This is a genomic window from Coriobacteriia bacterium (assembly GCA_041658765.1).
Classification (GTDB): domain Bacteria; phylum Actinomycetota; class Coriobacteriia; order Anaerosomatales; family JBAZZO01; genus JBAZZO01.
Genome location: JBAZZO010000001.1, coordinates 161062 through 173567, shown reverse-complemented (window position 1 = coordinate 173567; position 12506 = coordinate 161062). Strand labels below are relative to the sequence as shown.

Annotated in this window: 12 protein-coding genes; all 12 read right to left on the bottom strand. The window is 69.0% G+C overall.

Going from position 1 to position 12506, the window contains the following annotated elements:
• Window positions 1–2: 2 nt before the first annotated feature.
• Window positions 3–446 carry a Holliday junction resolvase RuvX gene (ruvX, locus tag WC971_00885; GenBank protein ID MFA5843365.1) on the bottom strand — a complete coding sequence of 148 codons (444 nt, stop codon included), beginning with the start codon at window positions 444–446 and terminating at the stop codon, window positions 3–5.
• The gene (gene alaS, locus WC971_00880) at window positions 443–3067 is read right to left on the bottom strand and encodes an alanine--tRNA ligase (protein ID MFA5843364.1); all 2625 of its coding nucleotides are present in this window, start codon (window positions 3065–3067) and stop codon (window positions 443–445) included. Before alaS ends, ruvX begins: the two co-directional genes overlap by 4 nt.
• A gap of 16 nt (window positions 3068–3083) precedes the next feature.
• Window positions 3084–4244, bottom strand: a complete 1161-nt coding sequence (locus tag WC971_00875) for an AI-2E family transporter (GenBank protein MFA5843363.1) — start codon at window positions 4242–4244, stop codon at window positions 3084–3086.
• A gap of 2 nt (window positions 4245–4246) precedes the next feature.
• Complete coding sequence (locus tag WC971_00870; protein ID MFA5843362.1) at window positions 4247–5035, bottom strand: SigB/SigF/SigG family RNA polymerase sigma factor; 789 nt, start codon at window positions 5033–5035, stop codon at window positions 4247–4249.
• A 10-nt stretch (window positions 5036–5045) separates the two neighbouring features.
• Complete coding sequence (locus WC971_00865; protein ID MFA5843361.1) at window positions 5046–5423, bottom strand: ATP-binding protein; 378 nt, start codon at window positions 5421–5423, stop codon at window positions 5046–5048.
• Between the two features lie 72 nt (window positions 5424–5495).
• Window positions 5496–5846, bottom strand: coding sequence for a hypothetical protein (locus WC971_00860; GenBank protein MFA5843360.1), 351 nt, complete (start codon window positions 5844–5846; stop codon window positions 5496–5498).
• Entirely contained in the window at window positions 5843–7174 is a 1332-nt protein-coding gene (locus WC971_00855) for a replication-associated recombination protein A (protein MFA5843359.1), read from the bottom strand. Before WC971_00855 ends, WC971_00860 begins: the two co-directional genes overlap by 4 nt.
• Before the next feature lie 5 nt (window positions 7175–7179).
• Window positions 7180–7737, bottom strand: a complete 558-nt coding sequence (locus tag WC971_00850; GenBank protein MFA5843358.1) for a hypothetical protein — start codon at window positions 7735–7737, stop codon at window positions 7180–7182.
• Between the two features lie 257 nt (window positions 7738–7994).
• Window positions 7995–9764 (bottom strand): aspartate--tRNA ligase, encoded by a 1770-nt coding sequence (aspS, locus tag WC971_00845; protein MFA5843357.1) that lies wholly within the window; start codon window positions 9762–9764, stop codon window positions 7995–7997.
• Window positions 9765–9823: 59 nt separating this feature from the next.
• Window positions 9824–10480 carry a dihydrofolate reductase family protein gene (locus WC971_00840; protein ID MFA5843356.1) on the bottom strand — a complete coding sequence of 219 codons (657 nt, stop codon included), beginning with the start codon at window positions 10478–10480 and terminating at the stop codon, window positions 9824–9826.
• A 39-nt stretch (window positions 10481–10519) separates the two neighbouring features.
• Window positions 10520–11791, bottom strand: coding sequence for a histidine--tRNA ligase (gene hisS, locus WC971_00835; GenBank protein MFA5843355.1), 1272 nt, complete (start codon window positions 11789–11791; stop codon window positions 10520–10522).
• 81 nt (window positions 11792–11872) lie between these two features.
• Complete coding sequence (locus tag WC971_00830; GenBank protein MFA5843354.1) at window positions 11873–12502, bottom strand: MBL fold metallo-hydrolase; 630 nt, start codon at window positions 12500–12502, stop codon at window positions 11873–11875.
• Between the last annotated feature and the right edge of the window lie 4 nt (window positions 12503–12506).

Here is a 12506-nt window from a genome sequence, read left to right as displayed (position 1 = left end):
CCTCACACGCCTCCATCCCTGCTCGCGGCGTTCGCGCGGGCATCGAGGAAACCCTGCAGGATGATCGCCGCCGCGACCATGTCGCGCGCGCTCCGTCCCTTCCTTGGGTCCGCTCCGGCGGCACGCATGACGCGGCTCGCCTCCGCGCTCGAGAGACGCTCGTCCCAGTAGCTGACGGGACACGGCAGCCTACGAGACAGTCTCTCCCCTACCGCGCGAACCGCCGCGGCCTGGGGGCCCTCGTTCCCGTCCATGCTCGTCGGAAGACCGACGACCACCTCTCCCACCTCGTATTCCTCGACGAGACGCGCGACGGCGTCGTCCGCCCCGTGGCGTCCCCTCGCGTCGAGCACGACCAGCGGTGTGGCCACCCGGCCGTCGGGATCCGACAACGCCACTCCGGTCCGCCGTTCGCCGATATCGAGACCGAGGAGTCGCACCGTCACCCGATGCCGAGGAGTGCCCGCGCCGCGGCCAGCGACGCATCGATGCCGGACGGGTCCTTCCCGCCGGCCTGCGCCATCGCCGGCTTCCCGCCGCCGCCGCCGCCCACGTGAGGCGACATCGCACGCACGACCGCACCGGCGTCGAACCCAGCGCGGACGGCTTCGTCGGACCCCGCCGCCAGCAACAGCGCCGTCCCGCCCGCGTCCGCCGCGAGCACGACCGCGCCTCCAGGGACGCGCGCACGCACGGCGTCGGAGATCTCGCGCAGAGCCGCGCCGTCCCCGGCATCGACGCGCGCGACGACGACCGGATATCCCACATCCGCGGCAGCCGCCACCAGATCTTCGATCTCGCTCGAGCCCCCACGCCGGCGCGCGTCGGCCAGACCGCGCTCCGTCTCCTTCAGCTTCGCGGTGAGCACCGTCGCGCGCTGCGCGACCTCGGAGGGACGGCACTTGAGAGCGGCCGCGGCCTCCGCGAGCACGCGCTCATCCTCGTAGACCGCTTCCAGAGCGCCGAACGAGGTGACCGCCTCGACCCGGCGCAGGTTCGCCCCGACGCTGCCCTCGGAGACTATCCTCACGAATCCGATCTCGGTGCTGCGCGCCACGTGCGTGCCGCCGCACAGCTCCTTGCTGAAGTTGCCGACCTCGAGCACCCGCACGATGTCGCCGTACTTCTCACCGAACAGCGCGGTGACCCCCGCCTCGCGCGCGCTGGTGAGAGACGTCTCGTAGTTGCGGACGGGATGGTTCTCCATGACCTTGGCGTTCACCATGCGCTCGACCTTGGAGATCTGCTCGGCGGTCGGCGCCTCGAAGTGGGTGAAGTCGAAACGGAGCCGATCGGGGGCCACATGAGATCCCGACTGGCGGACGTGCTCTCCGAGAACGAGCCGCAACGCCCAGTGGAGCAGGTGCGTCGCGGTGTGATTGCGCCTTATGCGGGCCCTTCGGGCGACGTCGATCGCCGCGTGGACGCTCCCGCCGACCATGAGCGGGACGGATCCCTCGGTGAGCGATCCCCGATGGGTCGTGAGCCCCACGAGCGGGAAGTGCGTGTCGACCACTTCGAATACGGTCCCGGAGGCCGTCAGCCGGCCCGTGTCGCCGACCTGACCGCCCTGCTCGGCGTAGAAGGGGGTGCGATCGAGGACCACCTCGGCGGTGACACCCGGCTCGAGACGCTCGACGGCGTTCCCGTCGACGACTATGCCGACGACGGTGGAATCGGTCTCGTCCTCCCCGTATCCCATGAACTCCACGCCCGGGACGGACGAGGAGATGGAGGCGAAGGCGTTGCCGAACGCCGTCCAGGAATCGTCCTTGACGGCCGCCCGGGCGCGGTCACGTTGCCCGGACATCGCCTTCTCGAAGGCGTCCATGTCCACGGTCATCCCCTGCTCCGCGACGATCTCGGCCGTCAGTTCGATGGGGAACCCGTAGGTATCGTGAAGGACGAACGCGGTCCCGCCGTCGAAGACCGAGCCGGGAGCGCGCGAGCCGAGCGCGTCCTCGAGAAAGGCGAGCCCCGAGCGCAGCGTCGTGCCGAAGCGCTGCTCCTCGCTGAGGACGATGCGGTGGATGAAGTCGTGATGCTCGACGATCTCCGGGTAGGCGCCGCCCATCCCTTCGACGACCGCGTCCACCAGCAGGCCGAGGAACGGAGTCTCCACGCCGAGCAGCCGCCCGTGGCGCACCGCGCGGCGCAGAAGGCGCCGCAGGACGTAGCCGCGACCCTCGTTGCCCGGCAGGACACCGTCGGCGATGAGGAACGCGACCGAACGCGCGTGGTCGGCGAGGATGCGCAAAGAGGTATCGATGCGCTCTCCGCTCGAACCGTACTTCGCTCCGGTGACGCTCTCGGCGACCGTCATGATCGAGCGGAGGATGTCCGTCTCGAAGTTGCTGTGCACGCCCTGGAGGATGGTGGCGATGCGCTCGAGGCCCATGCCGGTATCGATGTTCTGTTTCGGCAGCGGCTCAAGGGAGCCGTCCTCCTTGCGGTCGTACTGCATGAAGACGAGGTTCCAGTACTCGAGGAACCGGTCGCAGTCGCATCCCGGCGCGCACTCGGCACTCCCGCAGCCCACCTCGGGCCCCTGGTCGTAGTAGAGCTCCGAGCACGGACCGCACGGACCGGTGGGCCCGGCCGACCAGAAGTTGTCCTTCGCCCCCATACGCACGATGCGATCGCGCGGGACGCCGACCTCCTCGGCCCATATCCGCTCCGCCTCATCGTCGTCCTCGTAGATCGAGTACCACAGGCGACCGGGGTCGAGTCCGAGCACCGAGACGGAGTACTCGTACGCCCACGCGCAGGCCTCGGACTTGAAGTAGTCCCCGAAGCTGAAGTTGCCGAGCATCTCGAAGAAGGAGTGGTGGCGGCCGGTCGTCCCGATGATGTCGATGTCGGTCGTCCGCACGCACTTCTGCACGGTAGTCGCACGCGTGTAATCCCGCTTCTCGATCCCGAGGAAGACGGGCTTGAACTGGACCATCCCCGCGGTGGTGAGGAGCAGCGATGGATCGTCGGGCACGAGAGAGGAGCTCGCGACGCGCCGAGCGCCCTTCGACTCGAAGTACGTGAGGAAGCTCTCTCGGATCTCGGCGGACTTCACGCGGCTCTCCTTCGGGTCACGTCTCGTCTGACGAGGGGTCGTCGTCGGGGCGCCCGTCGTCCTTCACCTGCCGGAAGAGAGCGCCGTCCTCGGTGCCTAGCGTCGCCGCCGTGTTCTTCTCGAAGTAGTAGACGAACATGCCCTTCGCGACGGCCGCGACCGGGATCGCCATCAGGACGCCGACGAACCCGAACAGGGTCGCTCCGGCGAGGAGTGAGAATACCACGAGCAGCGGATGGAGGTCGACTTGGCGCGACATGATGCGCGGAGCGAGGATCAGGTCGTTGACCTGCTGGACGACGAAGATCGCCAGGACCGCCCAGACCGCGAGGAGAGGATGCACGAACGCGGCGGCGATGGCCGCGATCGTGGCGCCCAGCGCCGGACCGGCGTAGGGAACGACGTTGAGCACGCCGTTGAGCAACCCTATCACGAGCGCGTACGGGACGCCGACTATGCTGAGCGCGACGGCGGAGAGAGCGCCGGTCGACGCGGAGATGATGATCTGTCCTCGCAGATAGCCGCTGAGCGCCGCCGAGACCTTGCTGAAGACGACCTGCGCCTCGTCGCGTCCGTGCGGGCCGGCCAGCGAGAGGATCTCCTCGCGCAGCACGGGCAGGTCCTTCAACGTGTAGAACGCGAGCACGAGCGCGAGCAGACCGTCGAAGAGGAGAGTGACGACCTGTCCGCCAGCCGCGAACGCTCCGCGCGCGAGCGAGCTCGACCATCCCATGAACCGCTGGCTGACGACGGCCCGCGCCTCGAGCCCGAGACGCTCCGCCCACGCGGGCAGCGACAGCGCCACGTAGCGCTTGCCGAGGTCCGCCCAAAGACCGTACGCGCGATCGTAATACTGCGGGAACGCCGAGACGAATCCCGTGACCTGTTCCACGACGAGCGGGACGATGAACACCGCGAGCACCGCGACGATCGCTGCCGCGCCCAGGTAGCACACGAGCACCGCGAGCGCCCGAGGCAGACCCCTCGTCGCGAGCTTGGAGACGCTCCTTCGCAGCAAGTAGACGATGACGAGCGCGAGAAGGAACGGCACGAGGGCGTGGCGGAGCCGGTCGAGCAGCCAGAGGACTCCGAGCCCGAGCACGGCCACGCCTATGAGCGACCAGCTCACGACGCCGATCCGACGCCATGTCGCCTCGCGGGAAGGACGCGGGTCCATCGTCACTCCTCCTCGTGGAGCAGGTGGTCCCGGAGCACGCGCAGGGTCTTGCGCAAGAGTCTCGAGACCTGCATCTGCGATATCTCCAGCCTTCGGGCGATCTCGGTCTGAGTGAGCCCCTGGAAGAACCTCAGGTAGAGGACGTGCTGCTCCTGCGGCGCGAGGTGCTTGAGCGCGCGCGCGAGCGTCGTCCGATCGTCGACGACCGACATGAACTGGTCGTCCTTACCGATGTACTCAAGGATGCTGAAGGAGTCGGAGCCGTCCGCGTTGCGGTCGCTCTCCAATGAGACGAAGTTGTACGCTTCGCTCGTCTCCATCGCCTCGAGGACCTCCTCTGGAGTCACTCCCAGATGGTCCGCGATCTCGAGGATCGTCGGCGAGCGCTGCTGCATCTGCGTGAGCCGGTCGACCGCCTGGTTGACGCGGAAGGACAGCTCCTGGAGCCGGCGCGGCACCTTGATCGCCCAGCCCTTGTCGCGGAAGTAGCGCTTCAGCTCGCCGATGATGGTGGGTGTCGCGTAGGTCGTGAACTCGACCTCGCGCTCCGTGTCGAAGCGGTCGATCGCCTTGATGAGGCCGATGGTGCCTACCTGGATGAGGTCGTCGATCGGCTCGCCCCGGTTCCGGAAACGGCTCGCGAGGAACTTCACCAGGTTGAGGTACATCGTGATGAGCTCGTCGCGCGAGGCTTCGTCGTGGTGTTCCCGGTAGTGTTTGAACAGGTCGCGCGTCCGCTTCTTGTCCCAGACGAGCCGACGCGACCCTTTCTGTGTGGAGCGTGGCCCCATCGCCGCCCGCCTAGCCGATCCGCTTGACGAGACGCAGGTAGGACACGTCGCCCTCGACGACGCATCCGAACTCATCGCAGACCGACTCGAGGATGAACTCCGCGTACCTGCCACCTTCGTCCTCGAGAGCGCCGCCGTCGCCGCAGGGCATCGGGCCGACGACGCAGACCAGGGTCCCCTCGTCGATGTCGAAGGTGAACGTGAGACTGGAATCGGGCTGCAGGCGGGCGCACGCGAGAACGAACGCCTCGTCCGCCGCCATCCTCACATCGTCCACGTCGTCGTAGGACGCGCCACGACGGCTCACGACCTCCGATGCGGTCATACGGACGGTCCTCGCGAACTCGCCCCTCGCTGGGACGGTGAGCATCACTCGGTCGGTCGGCATGTCTCCTCCGGATCGCCGGGGACGGTCGGCTCTTCCAGTATAGCGGCTGGCGCTCGTCGTGCCCGAAGGCGGCTAGCCGCGCCGCGAGCGGGCGGACCGGCGGACCCTGTCCACGAAGGCGGCGAACCCGGCGATCCGGGCGCCGACCGCGGTCTCGGCGACCCGCGTCGCGGAGCCCATCCGCTCGGTGACCTCGTCCACGCGCTCGACGATCGTGTCGACGCGCGCGATGCCGGCGTCGAGAGCGGCGAGAGTCGCCCTCGCCTCGTCGAGCAGCGGCGGAAGCCGGTCGCCCGTATCGGCGGCGAGACGCTCGATGGCGCGCGCGGCGCGCGCGACGGCGGCCAGGGCCCACACCGCGAGGCCGCATAGCGCGATCGCCGCGGCGGTGAGCGTCAACGTCAGGACCTGCTGGAGGGTCATCGTGTCTCCTTACGGTCGGGCTTCGGCTCTCCGGCCCGGCGCTCCCGCTCGCGCTCGGCCTCCCACCCGCCGGCGCCGGGCTCCCAGAAACGCCCCCGCTCGAGCCCGTCCGGAAGGTAGCGCTGACCGGCGGCGCGGTCCGGATCGCCAGGCGGATACCTGTACGCGGGATACTCCTGCGCGCAGGGCCGATGCCGGTCGCGCAGGTGGTTCGGGACCCCGCGAGCGGGACCTTCGCGCACCTCGGCCAGCGCCGCGTCGATCGCACGGTACGAGGCGTTGCTCTTGGGCGCGAGCGAGAGATAGACGACGGCCTGCGACAGGTTGATACGGCACTCTGGCCATCCGATGAACTCGGCGGCCTTCACGGCCGCGTGTGCGACCAGTACCGCTTGCGGATCGGCGTTCCCGACATCCTCGGCGGCGAAGATGAGCATCCGGCGCGCGATGAAACGCGGGTCCTCGCCTCCGTGGACCATCCTGGCGAGCCAGTACACCGCGGCGTCCGGGTCAGAGCCTCTCATCGACTTTATGAATGCCGAGACGACGTCGTAGTGGGTGTCTCCCGTCTTGTCGTACGAGAGCGCCCTCGTCGGGACGGCCGTCTCGACCGCGGCGAGATCCACCCGCGTGCGACCGTCCTGGAGCTTCTCGCCTCCGGTCACGGCGAGCTCGAGCGTCGTGAGGACGGCGCGCGCGTCCCCGCCGGCGGTGAGCACGACGCGGTCCTCGGCGTCCGGCTCGAGGACGACCCTGCCCGCGAGTCCCCGCTCCTCGTCTCCGAGAGCGCGCCTGACGATCTCCAGGACGTCTTCGTCGGTCAGCGCGACGAGCTCGACGACGCGCGACCGGGAGATGAGAGGAGCGTTCACCTCGAAGAAAGGATTCTCGGTCGTCGCGCCCACGAGGGTCACGACGCGGTCCTCGACGGCATGGAGAAGCGCGTCCTGCTGGCTTCGGGAGAAGCGGTGGATCTCGTCGACGAACAGGATGGTCCGCTGACCGGTCTCGCCGAGCCGGCGCATGGCTTCGTCGATGGCCTTGCGCAGCTCCGCCACACCTCCACAGACGGCGGACACCTCCGCGACGTGGGACTTCGTCAGGTTCGCCACGACCATCGCGAGACTCGTCTTCCCGGTACCCGCGGGCCCGTAGAGGATGAGCGACGTGAGCGTGTCGTCCGTGATCGCGCGTCGCAGCCAGGTGCCGGGACCGACCGCTCTCTCCTGCCCCACGAACTCGTCTAGCGTGCGCGGACGCATGCGGACCGCCAGCGGCGCGCCCGCGCGCAGGGCCTCGCGCGCGCTCTCGGAGAAAAGGTCGTCCATCGGGGTCACTCGGTCGCCCGGAGCACCTCGCGCTCGAGGATGCCGCGGTCGAAGAACCCCCTGCCGCGCCAGACCATGAACCCGTTGCGGTCGACCATGATGATGTACGGGGTGTACGAGACGCGCAGCTGGTCTGTCATGAGCGCAGTCTTCGCGGCGGCGGCGTCGCTCGCGCCGCCCGACCTCAAGCGGGCGCCCACGTCGAAGGTGAGCAGGTCGATGAGACCGCGGTACTTCTTGAGCGCCGCGTCGATCTCCACCCTGACGTCGTTCGTGTCGGACTGCAGCGGGTCGTAGAAGTAGAGCACCATCGGCTGGCGCATCTCGAGCCGGTTCGTTATCGACTCGGGCGTGATCGCCTTGTCGACCGGGAACAGGGCGAGGTCGACGACCTCGGTCGGCGAGTCATCGGCGACGGGAGCCGCTGCGGCTGCGGCCGGAGGGGGCGCCGCGGCTGCAGCCGCGTCCGGAGCGGGGGCCGCGGTCTCGGCGGCCTTGCCGCCGCAACCCGCGAGGGAGAACGCGACCGTGACTATGACGAGTGCTGCGACGAGTCTGCGCATATCGGCCTTCCTCCAGTGACGTCGGGAGGTGCAGCCCGCCTTGCCGTGTCTCCGACCCGGGTGAACCTGCCCTCAGCAGGTGGGTGTCCGCATCCCGGCTTCGTGCTTCCCCGGCGAGGGGGATACCATTCCGCCAGGCTTGTAAGGCTCCCGATCACATGGTGTTGGTTCGACCGATATGCGGCCGAAGGCATCGGCAAGGCAGAGCCACCACAATAGTACCGCCGCGCTCGACCAGGCACAACGAAGGCGGGTACTCAGTCCGTCTTGATGTGGACGTCCGCAAGCTGCCGACGGCTCACCGTCTCCGGAGCGCCCGTGAGTGGACAGGCCCCCGAAGAGGTCTTGGGGAACGCGATGACATCACGGATGGAAGCCGCGCCCGCGAGCAGCATCACGAGCCTGTCGAGACCGAGAGCGATGCCGCCGTGCGGCGGCGCTCCGAGAGAGAGGGCCTCGAGCAGGAAGCCGAACTTCTCCTGCGCGTCCTCATCACTCGTGCCCATGAGCGCGAGGATGCGGCGCTGGAGCGCCGCGTCGTGGACGCGCAGCGTGCCGCCGCCGATCTCGAGCCCGTTGAGCACGAGGTCGTACGAGTAGCTGAGCACCTCGCCGGACCTCTCCTCCAGCATCCCGACGTGCTCGTCGAACGGCCGCGTGAAGGGATGGTGGTTGGCGGTCCAGCGCTCGTCGTCCGCGTCCCACTTCAGCAGCGGGAAGTCGACGACCCAGAGAGCGGCGAAGCCCGACCTGGCGACGGCGAGCTCGTCCGCGAGCCGCAGGCGCAGCTCGCCGAGGACCGTCTCGGCGACTTCTCTCGCGTCCGCCACGACGAGCGCGAGATCGCCGGGCTCGATAGCGAGTGCGGCGCGCAGACCCGACATCTCCTCCTCGGAGAGGAACTTCGCTATGGGGCTCTTGACCTCTCCGTCGCTGGTGAACGCGACCCACGCCAGCCCTTTCGCCCCGGCATCACGAGCGGCCTGGTCGAGAGCGTCGATCCTCCCCCGGCTGAGGTCGCCCGCGCCTTTCGCGTTGATGCCCTTGACCAAGCCTCCGGCGGCAAGCGCGCCCGAGAAGACCTTGAAACCGGACGAGCCGAAGACGTCCGAGAGCTCGACGAGTTCCATCCCGAACCGGGTGTCTGGACGGTCGGAGCCGAAACGGGCCATCGAGTCGGCGTACGTCACGCGCGCCAGCGGGACCGGGAGCTCGACCCCGGCCTCCGCCATGACCTCGCGCATGACCTCTTCCATCAGCGAGAGGATGTCCTCCTGCGTGCAGAAGGAGAGTTCGATGTCGACCTGCGTGAACTCCGGCTGCCGGTCGGCGCGCAGGTCCTCGTCGCGGAAGCAGCGGGCGATCTGGTAGTAGCGCTCGACCCCGCCGATCATCAGGAGCTGCTTGAAGAGCTGGGGCGATTGCGGCAGAGCGTAGAACCTGCCCGGGCTCATCCTGCTCGGCACTATGAAGTCGCGCGCGCCCTCGGGGGTCGACTTCGTCAGTATCGGCGTCTCCACCTCCATGAATCCGCGATGCTCGAGCGAGCGCCGGAACCGCTGGGTCACCCTGTCGCGCAGTGTGAGCGCGGCGAGCACCTCGGGGCGGCGCAGGTCGACGTAGCGATAGCGCATGCGGGTGACCTCGTCGGTCTCCACACCGGCTTCGACCTCGAACGGCGGCGTCTCGGACGCGTTGAGCACCTCGACGGCGGTGACGGCGACCTCGATCTCGCCGGTGGCCAGGTTCGGGTTGACCGTCCCTGAAGGCCTGGGACGGACCGTCCCCGTCACCTTGAGGACCCACTCCGGACGGACCCGCTCGGCGACCGCGAACGCCGCACCCGATGCGTCCGGATCGAAGACGCACTGCACCAGGCCCGAACGGTCGCGGACGTCGATGAAGACGAGACCGCCATGGTCGCGACGGCGATGGACCCATCCAGCGAGTACGACCTCCGCGCCGACGTGCTCCGGACGCAACGCGCCGCAGGTGTGGGTCCGTATCGAGTAGCGGGCGTCGAACATGGCGTCAGGCCTTTCCGTCGGTCGGTACCTGGACCCGAGAAGTATACGCGAAGGCGGGTCTAGTCACTCGGACCCAGCACGCGATAGCGGAGCCACACGAGTCCGCCCGCGACCTCCTCGCAGTGCGTCGCCTCGAGCCGCGTCCCGTCGGGCAGCGGGGCCCGGACGAACGAGAGAGCATCGCCGTCGGCGATCGCGGGATGCACGAGCAACGACACCTCGCTCACCAGCCCGGCGTCGAGAAGCGCGCTGTTGAGGGCTCCCCCCGATTCGACACGTACGGTCCGGACACCGTACTCCGCGGCCAGCCACGCCAGAGCGGCGCTCAGATCGACACGATCGGTCCCCGCCACTAGGTACGGGACACGGCGAGCAGACAGGTGCGCAAGGTGCGTGGCCGGGGTCGATACGCTCGCCAGAGCCACCGGCTCCCCCCAGAACTCCTGCTCGCGCAGCCAATCCCAGAAGCGGACGCGACCGCGCGAGTCCACGATCGCCAGCAACGGGCCGCGCTTGCGACCGACCGCGTACTTGGGGATCTCGGGACCGTCGAGGGGCACTTCGGGGCCGCCCGCCAGCATCGTGTCCGCGCCGGCGAGGATAGCGTCCTCCCCGAACGCGCGCGACAGCTCGTAGAAACGTCCGATGTCGGCGTCGAAACCCTCGACGCGACCGTCCAGAGAAACGGCGTCGTAGATGATGACACGCGGAAACACCTCTCGAGACCTCCCGACGACGTCGAACGCGTACGCGGCCTACCTGCCGAGAGCGGCTCCCACCGCGGCCACGGCGTCGGCTATCGCGACGGGCGCCTCGTCCTTCGTACCCATGTCGCGCAGCGTGAACTTCCCCGCGGCGAGTTCGTCGGGTCCGATCACCAAGACGAACCGCGCGCCGAGACGATCGGCGATCTTGAACTGGCTCTTCAGGCTGCGCGCCTGGTGGTCCGCCTCGGCGGCGATGCCGGCCTCCCGAAGCTCTTGCGTGAACCGGAAGACCTCGCCGGCGACGGAGGCGTCGACCCTGGCGACGAAGACCTCGGCGACCGGATGGCCGGGCGTCTCGACGCCCGCCGCCTGCATGGCGAGGAGTGTGCGTTCGAAACCGAGCGCGAAGCCGAGCCCCGGAGTCGGGGCGCCGCCGTACGCCTCCATCAGGCGATCGTACCGGCCGCCTCCGCCGATGGCGTTCTGCGAGCCGAGCCCCTCGGCCTGCACCTCGAAGACGGTGCGGGTGTAGTAGTCGAGACCGCGCACGAGCGTCGAATCCTCCTCGTAGAGGATCCCGAGCGCGTCGAGATGTCCCTTGAAGGCCGCATAGTGTGCCGCGCAGTCCTCGCACAGGCGCTCCCGCAGCAGCGGCGCCTTCGCCATGATCGCCACGCACTCCGGGACCTTGCAGTCGAAAGCGCGCAGGGGATTCGTCTCCGCACGTCTGTGGCACTCCTCGCACAGGCCGTCGGAGTTCGAGAGGATGAACGCGCGGATCTCGTCACGGTACGCGGGACGGCACGCCTCGTCGCCCATCGAGTTCACGAGAAGGCGCATCCTCTCGCCTGGTACGCCCAGTGTCTCGAAGTAGCGCACGAGTAGGGCCACCACCTCGGCATCCGCGGTCGGCTCGGCCATCCCGAGGGCCTCGACACCGATCTGCCAGAACTGCCGCATGCGGCCCTTCTGCGGACGCTCGTAGCGGAACATCGGTCCCGCGTAGTAGACCTTGGCGCCCCGCCCGTTCGACGTGAGCCCGTGCTCGAGAGCGGCGCGGACGACGGACGCGGTGGCCTCGGGACGCAGGGTCAGCGAGCGCCCGCCCTTGTCCTCGAAGGTGTACATCTCCTTGCCGACGATGTCGGTGGCCTCGCCGATCCCGCGCACGAAGATCTCGGTGTGCTCGAACAGGGGCGTGTAGACGGGCTCGTAGCCGTAGAGCGCGAAGAGATCCTGGGCGACCCGCTGCAGATGCTCCCATGCGCGAGCGGTGTCGGGCAGCATATCGGCGGTGCCTTTGGGGGCGCGGTACTCCATGAGGATCGTGGCCTCCGGCTCGCGGATCTACGGGGCTTCCCGACTATACGGCATGGTCGCGCACGGTGCCACGCGCGCGATTCACGCCCTCGGGAAGAAGGGGTTCACCCTCCGCTCGCGGCCGATCGATGTGTCGGGACCGTGCCCGGGGTGCACGCGGACAGAGTCCGGCAGACCGGAGAGTCGAGCGACGGAGGCGCGCATCGCGAGGAGATCGCCGCCGGCGAAGTCGGTGCGGCCGACGCTCCCGGCGAAGAGGGTGTCTCCGGCGAACAGCTCGCCGCCGTCCTGCTCCTGTACGTAGAGGCAGATGCTGCCCGGCGTGTGCCCCGGCGTGTGGAACACGACGAGGCGCAGCGCGCCCGCCTCCACGGTATCTCCCTCGGCGAGCGTGCGATCGGCGGGCGGCGCGGAATCGTCGAAGCCGAAGAGCGTCCCGCCCGTGCCGTCGGCGGTGGTGATGGAGTCCGCGTCCGATGAGTGGACGAGCAGAGGCGCGCCCGTCGCGGCGAGGACCTCGCGCGCGGCGGCGAGGTGGTCGAAGTGCCCGTGCGTGAGGACGACGGCCGCGACCGGCCTTACGCCGACCGCCGCGAGAAGCGTCCGCGCGTCGTGGGCCGGGTCGATCACCACGAGCGGGCCGCCCGCGGTGTCCGAGACGAGCCACGCGTTCGTGTCGAGCGGTCCGACGACGAACCGTCGCAGTCCCACACCG

Coding starts and splice junctions, on each gene's coding strand:
- WC971_00875 (MFA5843363.1), bottom strand. CDS start 4,244: ATGGACCCGCGTCCTTCCCGCGAGGCGACATGGCGTCGGATCGGCGTC.
- WC971_00870 (MFA5843362.1), bottom strand. CDS start 5,035: ATGGGGCCACGCTCCACACAGAAAGGGTCGCGTCGGCTCGTCTGGGAC.
- WC971_00865 (MFA5843361.1), bottom strand. CDS start 5,423: ATGCCGACCGACCGAGTGATGCTCACCGTCCCAGCGAGGGGCGAGTTC.
- WC971_00860 (MFA5843360.1), bottom strand. CDS start 5,846: ATGACCCTCCAGCAGGTCCTGACGTTGACGCTCACCGCCGCGGCGATC.
- WC971_00855 (MFA5843359.1), bottom strand. CDS start 7,174: ATGGACGACCTTTTCTCCGAGAGCGCGCGCGAGGCCCTGCGCGCGGGC.
- WC971_00850 (MFA5843358.1), bottom strand. CDS start 7,737: ATGCGCAGACTCGTCGCAGCACTCGTCATAGTCACGGTCGCGTTCTCC.
- aspS (MFA5843357.1), bottom strand. CDS start 9,764: ATGTTCGACGCCCGCTACTCGATACGGACCCACACCTGCGGCGCGTTG.
- hisS (MFA5843355.1), bottom strand. CDS start 11,791: ATGGAGTACCGCGCCCCCAAAGGCACCGCCGATATGCTGCCCGACACC.